Origin of the sequence: Roseateles sp. So40a, from assembly GCF_048081605.1 — a bacterium.
Classification (GTDB): Bacteria; Pseudomonadota; Gammaproteobacteria; order Burkholderiales; family Burkholderiaceae_C; genus Roseateles.
In genome coordinates this window covers 5,669,019-5,685,975 of record NZ_CP182288.1, presented here as the reverse complement: position 1 = coordinate 5,685,975, position 16,957 = coordinate 5,669,019, and the positions used below count along the sequence as shown (strand labels likewise).

The 16,957-nt window shown below is 69.0% G+C and carries 11 protein-coding genes; 5 read left to right on the top strand and 6 right to left on the bottom strand.

The window, feature by feature from the left end:
* Positions 1 to 135 precede the first annotated feature (135 nt).
* From tkt to ACNI65_RS25895, 4 genes are all read left to right on the top strand, one after another.
* Positions 136 to 2,196 (top strand): transketolase, encoded by a 2,061-nt coding sequence (gene tkt, locus ACNI65_RS25910; RefSeq protein ID WP_416760443.1) that lies wholly within the window; start codon positions 136 to 138, stop codon positions 2,194 to 2,196.
* Between the two features lie 235 nt (positions 2,197 to 2,431).
* Positions 2,432 to 3,490 carry a hypothetical protein gene (locus ACNI65_RS25905; RefSeq protein ID WP_416760442.1) on the top strand — a complete coding sequence of 353 codons (1,059 nt, stop codon included), beginning with the start codon at positions 2,432 to 2,434 and terminating at the stop codon, positions 3,488 to 3,490.
* A gap of 216 nt (positions 3,491 to 3,706) precedes the next feature.
* Positions 3,707 to 4,705, top strand: coding sequence for a type I glyceraldehyde-3-phosphate dehydrogenase (gene gap, locus ACNI65_RS25900; protein ID WP_416760441.1), 999 nt, complete (start codon positions 3,707 to 3,709; stop codon positions 4,703 to 4,705).
* Between the two features lie 221 nt (positions 4,706 to 4,926).
* Positions 4,927 to 6,774 carry a S8 family peptidase gene (locus ACNI65_RS25895; RefSeq protein ID WP_416760440.1) on the top strand — a complete coding sequence of 616 codons (1,848 nt, stop codon included), beginning with the start codon at positions 4,927 to 4,929 and terminating at the stop codon, positions 6,772 to 6,774.
* 47 nt (positions 6,775 to 6,821) lie between these two features.
* Here the strand turns inward: ACNI65_RS25895 and glk are convergent, their stop codons facing one another.
* The 6 genes from glk to ACNI65_RS25865 form a co-directional block, all read right to left on the bottom strand.
* Positions 6,822 to 7,826, bottom strand: coding sequence for a glucokinase (gene glk / locus ACNI65_RS25890; RefSeq protein ID WP_416760439.1), 1,005 nt, complete (start codon positions 7,824 to 7,826; stop codon positions 6,822 to 6,824).
* A gap of 193 nt (positions 7,827 to 8,019) precedes the next feature.
* Positions 8,020 to 9,459 (bottom strand): GH1 family beta-glucosidase, encoded by a 1,440-nt coding sequence (locus tag ACNI65_RS25885; RefSeq protein WP_416760438.1) that lies wholly within the window; start codon positions 9,457 to 9,459, stop codon positions 8,020 to 8,022.
* Between the two features lie 13 nt (positions 9,460 to 9,472).
* On the bottom strand, positions 9,473 to 10,369 hold the full coding sequence (locus ACNI65_RS25880) for a carbohydrate ABC transporter permease (RefSeq protein WP_416760437.1): 897 nt from the start codon (positions 10,367 to 10,369) through the stop codon (positions 9,473 to 9,475).
* The gene (locus tag ACNI65_RS25875; RefSeq protein ID WP_416760436.1) at positions 10,356 to 11,357 is read right to left on the bottom strand and encodes a carbohydrate ABC transporter permease; all 1,002 of its coding nucleotides are present in this window, start codon (positions 11,355 to 11,357) and stop codon (positions 10,356 to 10,358) included. The genes ACNI65_RS25880 and ACNI65_RS25875 overlap by 14 nt, the downstream gene beginning before the upstream one ends.
* 8 nt (positions 11,358 to 11,365) lie before the next feature.
* Positions 11,366 to 12,673 (bottom strand): ABC transporter substrate-binding protein, encoded by a 1,308-nt coding sequence (locus tag ACNI65_RS25870; RefSeq protein WP_416760435.1) that lies wholly within the window; start codon positions 12,671 to 12,673, stop codon positions 11,366 to 11,368.
* Positions 12,674 to 12,693: 20 nt separating this feature from the next.
* On the bottom strand, positions 12,694 to 15,150 hold the full coding sequence (locus ACNI65_RS25865) for a TonB-dependent receptor (RefSeq protein WP_416760434.1): 2,457 nt from the start codon (positions 15,148 to 15,150) through the stop codon (positions 12,694 to 12,696).
* Between the two features lie 229 nt (positions 15,151 to 15,379).
* Between ACNI65_RS25865 and ACNI65_RS25860 the strand changes: the two genes are divergently transcribed.
* On the top strand, positions 15,380 to 16,933 hold the full coding sequence (locus tag ACNI65_RS25860; protein ID WP_416760433.1) for a tryptophan halogenase family protein: 1,554 nt from the start codon (positions 15,380 to 15,382) through the stop codon (positions 16,931 to 16,933).
* Positions 16,934 to 16,957: the final 24 nt, after the last annotated feature.

Sequence of the window (16,957 nt, the reverse complement as noted above, 5' to 3'; positions counted from 1 at the left end):
GGGATGCACCGCTAGGCGCGAACCGGAGCCATAGCCCGGCTATGGCGAGGATTCGCAACAAAGCGGGGCGCCCGAAGCGGGTTTGCGGAGGATCACTAGAATGCCGGGTTTGCCCCAACTCCCGCCGAGACCAACATGGCTGAGACCAGCGCTGCCGTCGCCTCCCCCAACACCACCCAGATGGCCAACGCCATCCGTGCCCTGGCGATGGACGCCGTCCAGCAGGCCAACTCGGGCCACCCGGGCGCCCCCATGGGCATGGCCGAGATCGCCGTCGCGCTGTGGAAGCGCCACCTGCGCCACAACCCGACCAATCCGCTGTGGCCGGACCGCGACCGCTTCGTGCTGTCCAACGGCCACGGGTCGATGCTGATCTACGCGCTGCTGCACCTGACCGGCTACGACCTGCCGATCGCCGAGCTCAAGGCCTTCCGCCAGATGCACTCCAAGACCCCGGGCCACCCGGAAGTCGGCATCACCCCGGGCGTCGAGACCACCACCGGCCCGCTCGGCCAGGGCATCACCAACGCCGTCGGCCTGGCGCTGGCCGAGAAGCAGCTCGCCAAGGAGTTCAACAAGGACGGTCACGCCATCGTCGACCACCACACCTACGTGTTCCTGGGCGACGGCTGCCTGATGGAAGGCATCAGCCATGAAGCCTGCTCGCTGGCCGGCTCGTGGAAGCTCAACAAGCTGATCGCGATCTACGACGACAACGGCATCTCCATCGACGGCCAGGTCGGCCCCTGGTTCGGCGACGACACCGCCAAGCGCTTCGAGGCCTACGGCTGGAACGTCATCGGCCCGGTCGACGGCCACGATGTCGACGCCGTCGACGCCGCCATCGCGCTGGCCAAGACCAGCAAGGACAAGCCCTCGCTGATCATCGCCAAGACGCACATCGGCAAGGGCAGCCCCAACCGCGCCAACACCTCCAAGGCCCACGGCGAGCCGCTGGGCGCCGAGGAGATCAAGCTGACCCGCGAGGCGCTGGGCTGGTCGCACGAGCCCTTCGTGCTGCCCGCCGAGGTCTACGCCGACTGGGACGCCAAGGCCTCCGGCGCCGCCGTCGAGACCGCCTGGGACGACAAGTTCGACGCCTACGCGACGCAATTCCCCGAGCAGGCCGCCGAGTTCTCGCGCCGCATCGCGGGCGTGCTGCCGGCCAACTTCGCCGACGTCGCCGCGCAGGCCGTCATCGGCGCGCATGACAAGGCCGAGACCGTCGCCACGCGCAAGGCCAGCCAGCTCGCGCTGGAAGCCTTCACCGCTGCGATGCCCGAGCTGCTGGGCGGCTCGGCCGACCTGACCGGCTCCAACCTGACCAACACCAAGAGCACCCCCGCCTTCCGCCTGGAAGAAGACGGCAGCTCCAACGGCGGCCGCCACATCAACTACGGCGTGCGCGAGTTCGGCATGGCCGCGATCATGAACGGCGTCGCGCTGCATGGCGGCTTCATCCCCTACGGCGGCACCTTCCTGACCTTCAGCGACTACAGCCGCAACGCCATCCGCATGGCCGCGCTGATGAAGCAGCGCGTGATCCACGTGTTCACGCACGACTCGATCGGCCTGGGCGAGGACGGCCCGACGCACCAGTCCGTCGAGCATGTCTCCAGCCTGCGCCTGATCCCCGGCCTGGATGTCTGGCGTCCGGCCGACACCGCCGAGACCGCGGTGGCCTGGACCCTGGCCCTGGCCAATGCCCAGCGTCCGAGCGTGCTGGCGCTGAGCCGCCAGAACCTGCCCTACCTGAAGAAGTCGGGCGAGGCCGTGGACGCGATCACCAGCGGCGGTTACGTGCTGAGCGAGCCGGCCGACATCGGCCTGAAGAAGAAGGCGCAAGCGGTGCTGATCGCCACCGGTTCGGAAGTGCAGCTGGCCATCGCGGCGCAGCAGCAGCTGGCCGTGGCCGGCATCGCGGTGCGCGTCGTGTCGATGCCCTGCACGAGCCTGTTCGACCGCCAGGACGCCAAGTACAAGAAGAGCGTGCTGCCGGACGGCCTGCCGCGCGTGGCCATCGAGGCCGGCGTGACGGACCTGTGGTGGAAGTACGGCGTGTCGGCCGTGGTCGGCCTGGACACCTACGGCGAATCGGCCCCGGCCAACGTGCTGTTCAAGCACTTCGGCTTCACGCCCGAGAACGTCGCCGACACGGTGAAGGTCGTGATCGGTCAGGCGCGGCTGAAGGGCTGATTGGGGAAGGGCTGATCGCCCACGCCATCGACGGCGCGGATCCGCTCGGGTCCGCCGCCGTCTCCCTCCAAGGGGTGCCTCTGGCACCCCTTTGTCGTTTCCGCCCGTCGGATCCCGGTCATCACCCCCGAAAGCCCTGAGGCCGCGCCCAAGGTCGCACGCATAGACTGCGCCGCGCCCGGATGACGGCGATCGATCGCCGCGCGGGCACAGGGACAGGACAACAAGGATTCCGATGCCGCACCGTCACATCGCCCCGCTGGCCGGCGCGCTCGCGCTGCTGCTGAGCGCCAACAGCGCCTGCGCGCAAGCCCGCACCGAGGCCACCCCCGCCAGCGAGGCCCAATCGCTCGCTTGCCTGCAACGCCCCGCCGAGCCGCCGACCTTTCCCCCGCGCAGCGATCTGGACCGCGGTTCGCCATGGGCGCGTGTGCTGCTGCGCTTCTCGACACCGACTGCGGCGCCCGAGATCGAGATCCTCGCCAACACCCTGCGCGAGGATCAGCTCAAGGTCGTTCGGCGCTACGTGGACCGCTACCGATTGCCTTGCCTGCAGCCCTCGGATGGCAGTGTCCAGGCCGTGCAGGAGTTCAACTTCAACAACAGCGGCCTGGCTCCGCTGCCCATGCCGCCCGATCGCCCCAGCATTCCGACGGCCTGCATCGTGCAGCCGGCGGACGGCGTCCGCATCGACGAGTCGAGCAGCTCGCGTGACGTCGAACACGTGGTGCTGACCTTGACCTTCTTCCCGACCCGTCAGCCCTCGGGCGGGTCGTCGGACGCCTCGGGCATCCCCGAGGTCAAGGTGCTCTACACCAACGCCTCCCCCGAAGCGGTGCGTGCCACCGTCGCGTGGGCCGCCCGGTCCCGGATGCCCTGCCTGACGGGCGAGACCGACGCGCTCAAGGGCCCCGTGGTGATGCGCCAGCAGTTCACGACCTTGCCCCCCGGTTATCGCGTCTATGCCCTCAACAACGCACAGCTGCCGCTGACGAGATTCCTGGGCATGGTCCAGGACCTGGACACGCTGAAGGCCGATTTCGACTTCGACACCATGAACTGCCCGTTCAAGGTGAACTACACGATCTACGGGCCGCGCCTGCCCAACGAGGTGGAAGCAGGGCAACCGGTCAATCCGAACCGGCTGACCTTCCTGAAATGGCTGGAGGCCCGCGATCTACGCCTCAAGCCCGACAAGATGGCCAACGACCTGTTCGGCCAGACGATCCAGATCGACGTGCCTTGCGGCAAGTTGAAGCTGGGCGATGAAACCACTGCGGTCGCGTCGCCGTAACCTGGTAACCCGCTCGAAACGTCGGGCGCCGACTATCTGTTCAAATCGCACGTTTCCGGCTTTCCGGGCGGCTCCTCCGAGCGGCCTGTCGAGAGCGGGGACACAGAACACTTCGGCGGCGCGACGGCAGGGCGACGGAAATACCGGCCCGGCAGGCGCGTCACCCGACGCCCCCGGGCGACAACGGTTTCATTTCACTCGCAGGAGACTTTCCTCATGACCATCAAGATCGGTATCAACGGCTTCGGTCGCATCGGCCGCATGGTGTTCCGCGCCGCCGTGGCGAACTTCAAGGACATCCAGATCGTCGGCATCAACGATCTGCTCGAGCCGGACTACCTCGCCTACATGCTGAAGTACGACAGCGTGCACGGCCGCTTCGACGGCGAAGTCGCGGTCGATGGCAACACCCTGATCGTCAACGGCCAGCGCATCCGCCTGACCCAGGTCAAGGACCCCGCCGAGCTGAAGTGGAACGAGGTCGGCGCCGACATCGTCGTCGAGGCCACCGGCCTGTTCCTGACCAAGGAAACCGGCGAGAAGCACCTCGCCGCCGGCGCCAAGAAGGTCATCATGTCGGCCCCGTCCAAGGACGACACCCCGATGTTCGTCTACGGCGTCAACGACAAGACCTACGCCGGCCAGGCCATCATCTCCAACGCCAGCTGCACCACCAACTGCCTGGCCCCGCTGGCCAAGGTGCTCAACGACAAGTGGGGCATCAAGCGCGGCCTGATGACCACCGTGCACGCCACCACCGCCACGCAGAAGACCGTCGACGGCCCGTCCAACAAGGACTGGCGCGGCGGCCGCGGCATCCTCGAGAACATCATCCCGTCCTCCACCGGTGCCGCCAAGGCCGTGGGCGTGGTGATCCCCGAGCTCAACAAGAAGCTGACCGGCATGTCCTTCCGCGTGCCGACCTCCGACGTCTCCGTCGTCGACCTGACCGTCGAGCTCAACAACAACGCCACCTACGCGGAGATCTGCGCCGAGATGAAGGCCCAGAGCGAAGGCGCCCTGAAGGGCGTGCTGGGCTACACCGAGGACAAGGTCGTCGCCACCGACTTCCGCGGCGACCCGCGCACCTCGATCTTCGACGCCGACGCCGGCATCGCCCTGGACGGCACCTTCGTCAAGCTCGTGTCCTGGTACGACAACGAGTGGGGCTACTCGAACAAGGTGCTGGAGATGGTCAAGGTCGTCGCCAAGTAAGCGACCCTCGCCCCTCCCCCGAAGCCCCGCCCTGGCGGGGTTTTTTCATGTCCGCTCGCGTCGCGGATACGAACCGTCACCACTTGGCGGGAGGGCGTTCCTCGTTTGCGTGAGAAATCCCCTCTTCAGGGTGAGGTGAGCCCGCAAATGTGTCAGAGGATTAGCAACTTCTTAGCAGCGACCCCCATAAACTGGCTAACCCAGATTTGTGGAGTTCTCGCATGTTCGTGCTGTCTTTGCCGAAGCGCCTGGCGGCCGCCATGGTCGCGGGTGCGATGTTGTCGGGCCTGTTCGGAGCCAGCACCGCGGCAGCGGCCAGCGGCACGGCGGTGAGACCGGACCAGCAGCCCGACTTCGCGCGCGTCATCGTGCGCTTCAAGGCCCAGGCCGACGCGGTCAAGGCGCGCCCGCTCTCCGTGCGCGCGACCGCCTATGAGGCCAAGGACATCGCCCAGGTCCGCGGCACCACGCTGGGCCTGCGCCACGCCGCCTCGCTGCAGGCCCGCGTGAGCCTGGACAGCCGCACCCACGTCTACGTCGCCGCCGGCATGAGCTCGGCCGAGCTGGCCCGCCGCCTGGCCGCCGATCCCGACGTGGAGCTCGTCGAGGTCGACCGCTGGTGGAAACACTTCGCGGTGCCCAATGACCCGCTGTACGCCACGGCCACCTCGCTCAACGTCACCGCCGGCCAGTGGTACCTGAAGCCGCCGGACTCGACGCTGATCTCGTCGATCAACGCGCCCGCCGCCTGGGACAAGGCCACCGGCACCGGCGTCACCGTCGCGGTGCTGGACACCGGCGTGCGCCTGGACCATCCCGACCTGAGCGGTCAGTTCCTGTCCGGCTACGACCTGGTCGGCTACAACAACGGCAACACGGCCACCGCCAGCCAGATCGCCGCGGCCAATGACGGCAACGGCGCCGACAGCGATCCGAGCGACCCCGGCGACTGGGTCAGCCAGGCCGACATCGACGCGGGCCTGCTGGGCACCACGTGCTCCAAGGACGACATCAGCGACAGCTCCTGGCACGGCACGCGCGTCTCCAGCCTGATCGCCGCGCTCACCAACAACGGCCAGGGCATGGCCGGCCTGGCCTACAACGCCAAGATCCTGCCGATCCGCGTGCTGGGCAAGTGCGGCGGCTGGGCCTCCGACATCGCCGCCGGCATGCGCTGGGCGGCCGGCGTGACCGTGCCGGGCCTCCCGACCAACACCAACGTCGCCAAGGTCATCAATCTGAGCCTGGGCGGCGACGGCGCCTGCTCCACGACCTACCAGAGCGCCATCGACGCGGCCGTGGGCGCGGGCTCGACCGTCGTGGTGGCCGCAGGCAACGGCGTGGACAACGACGATCCGACCAAGGCAGGCGGCATCGCCGTCGGCACGCCGGCCAACTGCAACAACGTGATCGCGGTCGCGGGCCTGCGGCATTCGGGCACGAAGGTCGGGTTCTCCAACCTCGGTCCGCAGATCACGATCAGCGCGCCGGGCGGCAACTGCGTCAACACGACCTCGGGCAGCCCCTGCCTCTATCCGATCGTCACTGCCACCAACAGCGGCACGACGTCGCCGGTGGCGGGCAGCAACGCCTACACCTACGGCACGGGCACGAGCTTCTCGACGCCGCTGGTCAGCGCGACGGTGGCGCTGATGCTGTCGGCGAACTCGGGCCTCACGCCCGCGCAGATCAAGAGCACCCTGCAGTCGACGGCCCGCGCCTTCCCGAGCGCGGTCTCCGGCGTGGCCGCCTGCGTCGCGGGCAACAGCACGCAGCCGCAGCTCGAGTGCAACTGCAACACGGCCAACTGCGGCGCCGGCATGCTGGACGCCAGCGCCGCGGTGGCCGCCGTCGCACCGACCACGACCACGCCCACGCCCACGACGCCCACCACCCCGACAACGCCGACCACGCCCACCGACACCTCGTCGGGCGGCGGTGGCGGCGGCGCGATGAACGCGGCGTGGCTGGCCGCGCTCGCCCTGGCGATCGTGGCGCTGCGCTGGCCGGCCAAGCAGCAGCGCCTGGCGCGCATCTCGCGCAAGAGCGCCGAGCGTCGTTCGAAGTAAATCGGAAGGCCGGGCCTGCGGTCTCTCCGGCCGGCCCGGCGCCGGGCTCAGTGCGTGAGCACGTCCCGGTCCAGCGCCCGGCTGGCGCCAAGCAGCGCGGCCTGGTCGGCCTCGTGCACGACGTAGGTCGGAATGGCGCGCAGGTACGAGGTCAGGCGGCCGCAGGACTCGAACCGCGCGCGGAACGGGCTGCGGTCAAACCACTCGCCCAGCCGCGGCACGATGCCGCCGCCGATGTAGAGCCCGCCGCGCGCGCCCAGCGTCAGCGCCACGTGGCCCGCGACGTCGCCCAGCAGCGCGCAGAACATCGTCAGCACCTCGCTGCTGAAGGGCTCGCCGGCCAGCGCCGCCGCGGTGATCGCGGGCGCGTCGCGGCCTTCTCCCGGCGCGAGCTTCAGCCCGCGCAGTTCCGCCAGCGCGGTGTAGAGGTTCTCCAGCCCCGGTCCCGACACCGCGCGTTCCGCCGACACATGGCCGAAGCGCCGATGCAGCAGGTCCAGCACCGGGCGCTCCTCGGGGTCATAGGAGGACAGGGTCGCGTGACCGCCCTCCCCGCCCACGGCGACCATCGTCGTGCCGTCCTCCGACGGCAGCAGGCCCGACACGCCGAGTCCCGTTCCCGGCCCCACCAGCCCCCGGGCCGCGCCGGCGACGGCCTCGCCGCCGCCGATCTTGCGCATGGCCTGCGGCCCGAGCGCGGGCAGCGCGAGCGCCAGCGCGGTGAAGTCGTTGATCACCAGCAGCCGCTCCGCGCCCAGCGCCGATTGCAGCGCGCGCGTGGAGAAGCTCCAGTGGTGGTTGGTCATCCGCACGTGATCGCCGGTGATGGCCGTGGCGATGCCGATCGCGCAGCTGCGCGGGCGCGGCAGGCCCTCGCGATGCAGGTGATAGAAGATCGCGTCGGCGAGCGTGTCGAAGTCGCGGCACACGTAGCGCGCGACATGCTCCAGCGGCTCGGACGCACCGCCCTGGCTGGCGAAACGCACATGCGTGGCACCCACGTCCGCCAGCAGCCGCGACGCCGTCACGTCGCCGGGATCGCCTTGCCTCATGCCCAACACTCCTTCACCCATGCAGTCTGTCCTCACGTGACGCGGCACGAGGCGTGCCCGCCCCGCCCGCTCACGCGGAAGTCCCGCATGCTGCCACAGTCCGGCCGCGTGACCCGGCGACTCCGATGCGCTGGCCGACGAGGGCCAGTGACCGGCGCCGCTCAGAGCCGTTCAGCGTCGCGCGGCGACAGATTCAGCGGCCCGCCTTGAACGCCGTGATCAGATCGCGGTACCAGTGGGCGCTGTCCTTGGCCAGGCGTTCCTGCGTCGCGTAGTCGACGTGGAACAGCCCGAAGCGCTTCAGGTAGCCCGAGTTCCACTCGAAGTTGTCCAGCAGGCTCCAGTAGAAATACCCGCGCACGTCGGCGCCCAGCGCCACCGCCTGGGCCAGCGCCTCGAGGTGGCCGCGCAGGTAGGCGATGCGCGCCGCGTCGGGCACGCGGCCGTCGACGACAGCATCCGCGTTGGCCATGCCGTTCTCGGTGATGACGATGGGCGGCGGCGTGTACTCGCGGGTGATGCGCAGCAGGTGTTGCGTCAGCGCCTGCGGATAGATCTCCCAGCCCATGTCGGTGAAGCCGAGCTCGCCCGGCGGGGTCACGAACTGCTGCTGCGCGTTGAGCACGCTGCGCGTGTAGAAGTTGATGCCCAGGAAGTCCAGCGGCTGCTGGATCAGCGCGAGGTCGCCGTCCTGCACGCGCGGCGCGTCGGCGCCGAGGTACTCGACGATGTCGGCCGGGTACTGGCCGCGGAACACCGGGTCCATGTACCAGCGCACGTTGGTGCCGTCATCGATGCGCGCGGCGCGGCGGTCGTCCTCGCTGAGCGGATCGGCCGGGAAGGACGGCGTGTGGTTGAGCACGATGCCCAGCTGCGCCTTCGACCCGACCGCGCGCATCGACTGCATCGCCGCGCCATGCATCATGAGCAGGTGGTGCGAGACCTGGTAGGCCTCCGCGCGGTTGGTGTGGCCGGGCGCGAACTGCGCGGTCTCGTAGCCCAGCGTCGCCGAGCACCAGGGCTCGTTGAGCGTGGCGATCGTCGAGAGCCGGTCGCCGAAACGGCGCGCGATCTCGGCGGCGTAGTTGGCGAACAGCGGCACCACGTCGCGCGACAGCAGCCCGCCGATGGAGGCGTCCAGCGCCTGCGGCAGGTCCCAGTGATACAGCGTCGCGTTGGGCTTGATGCCGGCCTCGAGCAGCTCGTCGATCAGGCGGTCATAGAAGTCGAAGCCCGCCTCGTTCCAGGCGCCGCGGCCCAGCGGCTGCACACGCGGCCACGAGAACGAGAACCGGTAGGCGTCCAGCCCCAGCCACTGCATGCGCTTCACGTCCTCCGGATAACGGCGGTAATGGTCGCAGGCCACGTCAATGTTGGAGGCGTCCTTGATGCGGCCGGGCTGCGCGCAGAAGTGATCCCAGATCGATTCGCCCTTGCCGTCCTCGCGGGCCGCGCCCTCGATCTGCGCGGCGCTGGTGGCGGAGCCCCACTGGAAGTCCGCCGGCAGCGACTGGATCAGCGAGTGGAAAGTGGCGGTGTCGGCGGCGGGGTTGGCGTCGTTCGCGTGCATGGTCGGCGTCGTGGTCGTTGTTGTCGGGGGGATCGAGGCGATCGAAGGGATCGAGGAAGTCATGGCGGAGGTTCGGTCAGCCGCGCACGGCGCCGGAGGTCAGCCCGGCGACGAGCCGCCGGGCGCTGAAGAAGTACGCCACCAGCAGGGGCAGCATCGCGATGGCGCTGCCGATCATCAGCGCGCCCCATTCGGTGTTGTTGGGCGCCTGCATCGAGCGCAGCGCCAGCGGCAGCGTGAAGTGCTCGGCCGAGCGCATCACCACCAGCGGCGCGACGAAGTTGTTCCAGCTCGCGATGAAGGTGATCAGTCCGAGCGTGCCCAGCGCCGGCGTCAGCAGCGGCAGCACGATGCTCCAGAAGATGCGCAGCTCACCGCAGCCGTCGATGCGCGCCGCGTCGAGCAGGTCCGGCGGGATGGCCGAGCCGATGTACTGCCGCATCAGGAAGATGCCCAGGGCGCTCGCCGCCGCGGGCACGTACAGCGCGCGCGGTTCGTCGATCCAGCCCAGCGCGTCCATCACCATGAAGCTCGGGATCATGTGCAGGAAGGCCGGCAGCATCATCGAGCCCAGCACCACCGCGAAGAGCGCGCGCTTGAAGCGGAACTCGTAGACCGCGAAGGCGTAACCCGCCAGCGAGCACAGCAGCAGGTTGAGCGCCGTCGTCATCGAGGCCACGTACAGGCTCATGCCCAGGTTGCGCCAGAAGGGCAGGCGCTCCTCGAGCAGCGTGAGGTTGGACGCCGCCGCGCCGCCGAACCACAGCGGCGGCGGCGTGTCGAAGATCTCGGCCCGGCCGTGCGTCGCGAAGACGAAGGTGAAGTACAGCGGCGACACCAGCACCAGCGCGCCCACCGCCACGATCAGCCAGGCCAGCCACGGCCGTCCGGCGGGACGCCGGCGACGCTGCCCGTCACGCGCGCGCGGCGCGGGCACCGGTGGCGACGACCACGTCATCTCAGCGCGCGCCATGGCTGCTCCTCGGATCGCGGCCGAAGAGCCGCGCGTTGACCCAGGTCAGCGCGGCGATCAGCACGAACATCAGCCACGACATCGCCGAGGCGGTGCCGAAGTCGCCGTCCGAGAAGGCGGTCCGGTACATGAAGATCGCCGTCGTCATCACCGACGAGGCCACGCCCTTCTCACCGTCCACGAGGATGAAGGGTTCCTCGAAGAGCTGCAGGTTGCCGATGATCGTCAGCGTCACCGCGAAGAACATCATCGGCTTGAGCAGCGGCAGCGTGACGTGGCGGAACTGCTGCCACTCGCTCGCGCCGTCCAGCGTCGCGGCCTCGTAGAGGTCCTTGTCGATGACCTGCAGGCCCGACAGGTAGAGCACCAGGTTCCAGCCGAGGTAGCGCCAGAACACGACGAAGGCCACCGCGGGCCGCGTCACGTCGGCGTCGCCCAGCCAGTCGATGCCGCCCTCGCGCATCGCTGTCAGCGAGGCCAGCGGGCTGCCGATGAAGGGGATGCGAGTCAGCTCCGCGAGCGCCGCGTTGATCAGGCCGTAGTCTTTCGAGTACAGCGTCGTGAAGATCAGCGCGATGGCGACGCTGGAGGTGATGTAGGGCACGAAATACGCGCCGACGATCAGGTCGCGGCCGCGCTTGATGCGGCGATGGATGAAGAAGGCCAGCGGCAGCGCCACGAGGTGCTGCGGCACGCCGGCCACCAGCGCGAACCACGCGGTGTTGTAGAGCGCGTCCCAGAACCACGGATCGGTGAGCGCGTAGCCGTAGTTCTCCAGCCCCACCCAGTGCATCGTGTGCAGACCCTCGGCCGGGTTCCACTGCTGGAGCGACAGGTAGACCGAGAACAGCAGCGGGAAGAGGCTGAAGACCAGGAAGAGCGCGAAGAACGGCGCGATGAACAGGTAGGGTGCGACGCGGCGCGAGCGCGCGGCGGACGCGATCAGCGCGTGCAGGCGCCGAGGCAGGGGCAGGCGGAGGGCGCGCATCGACGGGCTCAGCGGCGGCGCGCGCGGCGCTCGATCAGATGACGCGCATCGGCCAGCGCCTCGGCGATGGCCTTGCCCTTGGCGACGACCCGCTCGAACTCGTCGCGGATCACTGTCGTGGCCAGCGCGTCGAAGCGGTTGACCGGGATCGCCGGGATCCGATCGGCGGTCTCGCGCCACAGCAGGCGCGCGCGTTGGCCACCGAGGAACTCGATGGGCTCGTCCATCACCGGATCGCGGTGGACGGCGCGCATCGCGGGGAAGCTGTCGAGCTGGCGCAGCGCATCGAGCTGCACCTGCGCGTCGGCGGTCATCAGCCGGATGAAATCCCAGGCAGCGGACTTGTTGGCGGCCTTCTTCGGGATCGCGTAGAACGAGCCGCCGTAGGCCGCGCGCACGCCGCCGGGCAGCGGCGCCGATCGCCACAGACCCGCGGTCTGCGGCGCGATCCAGTTGCGCAGTTGACCGACGAGCCAAGCGCCCATCATCTGCGTGGCGATGCGGCCCTGCTTGAAGCCGGCGGCCCAGTCGTTGGTCCAGGCGATCGCGCGCGCGTCCAGCCCGGCCCGCCGCGCGGCCCGCCCCAGCTCGAAGGCGTGGCGGAAACGCGCCGACTCGACCAGCACGCGGCCGTCGGCATCGAAGTACAGGCCCTCGCCGTCCTGCAGCCCCTGGCGCAGCGCGATGTCGCGCAGGTCCGCGGCGTCGGCCATCAGGTAGGCGCCGGTGGCCTTGCGGATGCGCTCGCCCGCGGCGAGGTAGGAGGCCCAGTCGCGCGTGATCTCGGCCTCGCTCACGCCGGCGCGTTCCAGCAGGTCATGGCGATAGATCAGCGTGCCGGGCCCGATGTCGGCAGGGATGGCGACCTGCGCCCCGCCCGGGCCCACGCCCTGCGCGAGCGCGAAACGCACGTAGTCGCCCGCATGGGAGGCGGCCAGGTAGGGCGCCTGGTTGAGATCGACGAAGCCGCCCGAGCCGGCGAACTTGCCGATGTAGCGCAGGTCGATCGCCATCACGTCGGGCAGCCCGGAGCCGGTGGCCAGCGCCGTCGTCATCGACAGGTGGTGATCGGCGTACTGCATCGACGCGAGCTTGAGCTCGACCTCCGGATGCAGCGCGCGCCAGCGGGGCGCGGCCGCGATCGCGGCGCGGTCGAGGTCGGGGAAGGTGGCGACGCGCAGCACCGAGCTCGGTGCGCGCGTCGGGGGAACCGGCGCCGCCGCGGACATCGCGGACGTCGCGGAAGACACGGTCCCGGGGAGCGCGGCCGAAATGCCGGCGGCCAGCAGCGCGCACGCCGCCGATCGCCGATTCATGGAGCCGCTGGGCACGATGCTCAGAAGTTGTAGCCGGCGTTCACGCCGAAGGTGCGCGGCGCCGCGTACTGCGCGGTCCACACCGGGTTGGCGTAACTCACCGAGCTGCCCGCGCTGGTCTTGATCTTCTCGTCCGAGACGTTGCGCACGAAGGCGTCGACGTACCAGTTCTTCTTCGACGAGTAGCGCACCGCGATGTCGGCCGTCGAGTAGGCCTTCTGACGGTCGCCGTCGCCCAGGTTGAAGACCGACAGCCAGTTGGCCGACTGGTAGTGATAGCTGATGCGCGGCGCGACCTGGTCGCCGTTGGCGAGCGGGAACACATGCTCGTACATCAGCTGGATCGAGACCTTGGGCGCGTGCGGCAGCTCGTTGCCGGTGACGTTCAGGCAGGTGCCGCCCAGCGTCGGATCGAAGCAGGTCGGCAGCTGGTAGTCGTTGGACGCGGCGACCAGCTGACCCAGCTTGGTCTTGGTGTACGACGCGGTGAACTGCAGCTTGTCGTCGTTGGTGATCATCCACGCGGTCTCGACTTCCAGGCCGGAGACCTTCGCGCCCTCGGCGTTGGAGTACGCGAACTGGCGATTGCCATTGACGATGACCGGCGCGCTGAACTGGAAGTCCTTGAACTTCATGTGATACGCGCTGATGTTGAACGTCATGCGGCCGTCCAGCAGCGAGGTCTTGTAGCCGACCTCGTAGTTGGTCAGCGTCTCCGGGCCGTAGGGCAGGCCGCCGTCGCCGGTGCCGCCGGACTTGTAGCCGGTGGACACGCTGGCGTAGGCCATCGAGTCCTTGCTGATGTCGTAGGTCGCGCGGGCCAGCCAGGTCGTCTTGCTGCCGGTGTAATGCGCGTCGTTGATGTTGCCCGCCTGGTAGCCGTTGGCCGGATCGGTCGGATCGATCGTCGGGTTGAGCGGGATCTGCGGCGCGGCCGCGTTGTAGGCCCAGGTCCAGCCACGGCCGCCGATGTTCTTGCGATCGTCATGCGTGTAGCGCAGGCCGCCGGTGACATGGAAGGCGTCGGTGAGGTTCCAGGTCGCCTGGCCGAAGGCGGCCTTGGAATCGACCGTCTCCTTGGGCTGGATGAACGAGCCCTGCCAGCTGACGGTGCCCTGCTGGGTGCCGTTCATGATCGGGATGTCGAAGCGGATGCCGTTGTCCTCGGCCGCGTAGTACAGGCCCAGCACCCAGTCGATGGTCTGCTTCTGCGTGCTCTGCAGCGTCAGTTCATGGCTCTGGCTGCGGTAGCTGGTCCAGACGGTGTTGTCTTCCTGATGGGTGGCGCCCGTGGTGAAGCTCGTCGGCATCTGCACGCCGAAGTCCTGGTCGAAGGTGCCCGATCCCTTGAAGTGGGTGTAGCCCGCGACATAGGCCAGCGCCATGCCGCCGAGGTCGTATTCCATGCGGCTGCGGATGGAGGTCGAGTCCCGCTTGAGCGAGGGCGCGGTGTCGATCAGCGCGGACCACAGCTTCTCGCCGGCGCGCGGCGTCTGCATCAGGCTCATCGACGGCGTTCCGCGATCGGCGAACTGCTCCAGCGACAGGTCCCAGCGGAAAGCCTTCACCGGCTGCCACAGGAAACTCAGGCGCGCGGCGGTCTGGTCCTGCGCGTTGTACTTCGGTCCACCGGTGACGAAGAGGTTGTAGTTCAGCGGCTGGAACGGGGGGAAGGTGCCCGCGGTGTTCTGTGCGTTGTACGCGGCCTGCTGCTGCGCCAACGTGTACTGCGTGGGCTTCTGGTAGTCGACGTAGCCGTCGTGCTGCTCGTGGATGAAGGCCACGCGCGCGGCCAGGGTGTCGCTCAACGGGATGTTGATCGCGCCCTTGGCACCGAGCCGGTTGTAGGTGCCGGTGCCCAGCTCGAGGTAGCCCGAGTTGTCCTTGAGCACGGGCTTGGCCGTCTTCATGTTGATCGTGCCGACCGTGGAGTTGCGGCCCCACAGCGTGCCCTGCGGACCGCGCAGCACCTCGATGCCGTCGAGGTCGAAGAGCATCGTGGCCGCGCCTTCGGGACGCGGCGCGAAGACGCCGTCGACGAAGAGCGCGACCTCGGGGTCGGCGTATTCGGTCTTGGCGGAGTCATTGCCGATGCCGCGCAGCGTGATGCTCACGATGCCGTGGTCGCCCTGCCCCGTGCCCTGCATGCTGGGCACGAGGTTGAACACGTCGAGCATGCTCTTGACGTGGTTGTCCTCGATGGTGGACGCGCTGAGCGCGGTCACCGCGATCGGGGTCTTCTGCAGCGAGGTCGCGCGCTTGGTCGCGGTCACGACCACTTGCGGCAGGGCCTTGTTGTCCTTGGCGTCGGGGGATGCGGCGGTGGCGGTGGCGGTGGCGCTCGTGTCGGCCTGAGGCGCCGGCGCGGCGCCCTCGGTCGATTGCGCATGCGCGGCGCCGGCCAGCAGCGCGAGAACGGCGAACTGGACGGGCGTGGTCAGGCCAAGTCGCGGCCGGCGGATGAAGCGGTCAGTCATGTTGTCTCCAGGTGGGCTCTTGAGGTGAAGCTCTGTTCCGGGTCTTGTTCTTGTAGTTTGAGTACATCGTAGGCGGCGCATGACAACGTTGTCAACGCGTCGATTGACATCGTTGTCATTTTGGACCCTATCATTTACCCGTAGTTCGCTTACGACGACCCGACGCGGTCACAGCCCCGATGGACACGGGGCTGTCGCCCGCGCGCCACAACGTTCACGGAGACAAGACATGACCCCGATCCAGGACATCCTCATCGTCGGCGGCGGCACCGCCGGCTGGCTGACCGCCGCCTTCCTCGCGCGGCAGCTGGGCACCGCCACCGGGGGCGTGCGCATCACGCTGGTCGAGTCCAGCGACATCGGCATCATCGGCGTCGGCGAAGGCACCTTCCCGTCGATCCGCGGGACGCTGTCGGCGATCGGCATCGGCGAGGCGGAGTTCCTCGAGGCCTGCTCGGCGACCTACAAGCAGGGCATCCGCTTCGACCACTGGGTGCGGCCGCCCGGCACGCCAGGCGCCGATCACTACTTCCATCCGTTCAGCCAGCCCAGCCAGCGCCCCGGCGCGCCCGAGCTGCTGCCCTACTGGTTGCGCGGCGAGGCCGGCGAGGGCCGCTCATTCGCCGAATCGGTCACCCTGCAGAAGGCCGTCGCCGACGCGCGCCATGCACCGAAGCGCGCCGGCGACGGAGATTTCCTCGGCCCGCTGAACTACGCGTATCACTTCGACGCGGGGCGTTTCGCCGCACTGCTGGCAAAGCACGGCCAGGCGCTCGGCGTGAAGCGGGTGATCGCGACGGTGGACCGCGTCGACCTCGATGAACAGGGCGCAATCGCCGCGGTGCACACCCGCGAGGCCGGCACGCTGCGCGCGGGGCTCTACATCGATTGCAGCGGCTTCCGCGCCCGGCTGATCGGCGAGGCGCTGGGCTCGCCGTTCTCGTCGATGCGCGATGTGCTCTTCGTGGATCGCGCGCTCGCGATGCAAGTGCCGTACGCGCGGGCCGACGCGCCGATCGCCTCGTACACGATCGCGAGCGCCCAGGAGCACGGCTGGATCTGGGACATCGGCCTGCAGGAGCGGCGCGGCATCGGCCATGTCTACAGCAGCCGGCACTGCGACGACGCCGAGGCCGAGCGCACGCTGCGCCGCTACATCGGCCCCGCTTCAGATGCGCTGACCCCGCGCCAGCTCACGCTGCAGATCGGCTATCGCGAGACGCAGTGGGTGAAGAACTGCGTGGCGGTGGGACTCTCGGGCGGCTTCCTCGAGCCGCTGGAGTCCTCGGGCATCGGGCTCATCGAGACGGCCGCCTACCTGATCGGCCAGCTGTTCCCGTTCAATGGCGACACGGCGCCGGTGGCCCGCCACTTCAATGCGTTCATGAGGGAGCGCTACGCGCGCATCGTCGACTTCATCAAGCTGCATTACGGCCTGACGCAGCGCACGGACACGGCGTTCTGGCGCGACAACGCGGACCCGGCGTCCTTCACCGAGTCGCTGCGGGAGAAGCTCGCGATGTGGCGCTGCCGGCCGCCGCAGCGGCTGGACTTCATCACCGACGTCGAGATGTACCTGCCCGCGAGCTGGCAGTACGTGCTCTACGGCATGGAATTCAAGACCGCGCCCGGCGCGTGGGCCGCGCCGTTGACGCGTGGCGAGGAGGCGCGGCGCGAGTTCACGACCATCGCGCAGCTCGGGGCGCATGCGCTGCGGGATCTGCCGCCGCATCGCGCGCTGATCGAGCAGATGCTGGCGCGGACCGGGCGGCGCGCGGCGTGATCGCAAGCTGATCGCGACCGGATC

Coding starts and splice junctions, on each gene's coding strand:
- tkt (WP_416760443.1), top strand. CDS start 136: ATGGCTGAGACCAGCGCTGCCGTCGCCTCCCCCAACACCACCCAGATG.
- ACNI65_RS25895 (WP_416760440.1), top strand. CDS start 4,927: ATGTTCGTGCTGTCTTTGCCGAAGCGCCTGGCGGCCGCCATGGTCGCG.
- gap (WP_416760441.1), top strand. CDS start 3,707: ATGACCATCAAGATCGGTATCAACGGCTTCGGTCGCATCGGCCGCATG.
- ACNI65_RS25870 (WP_416760435.1), bottom strand. CDS start 12,673: ATGAATCGGCGATCGGCGGCGTGCGCGCTGCTGGCCGCCGGCATTTCG.
- ACNI65_RS25880 (WP_416760437.1), bottom strand. CDS start 10,369: ATGGCGCGCGCTGAGATGACGTGGTCGTCGCCACCGGTGCCCGCGCCG.
- ACNI65_RS25860 (WP_416760433.1), top strand. CDS start 15,380: ATGACCCCGATCCAGGACATCCTCATCGTCGGCGGCGGCACCGCCGGC.
- ACNI65_RS25905 (WP_416760442.1), top strand. CDS start 2,432: ATGCCGCACCGTCACATCGCCCCGCTGGCCGGCGCGCTCGCGCTGCTG.
- ACNI65_RS25885 (WP_416760438.1), bottom strand. CDS start 9,459: ATGACTTCCTCGATCCCTTCGATCGCCTCGATCCCCCCGACAACAACG.
- ACNI65_RS25865 (WP_416760434.1), bottom strand. CDS start 15,150: ATGACTGACCGCTTCATCCGCCGGCCGCGACTTGGCCTGACCACGCCC.
- ACNI65_RS25875 (WP_416760436.1), bottom strand. CDS start 11,357: ATGCGCGCCCTCCGCCTGCCCCTGCCTCGGCGCCTGCACGCGCTGATC.
- glk (WP_416760439.1), bottom strand. CDS start 7,826: ATGAGGCAAGGCGATCCCGGCGACGTGACGGCGTCGCGGCTGCTGGCG.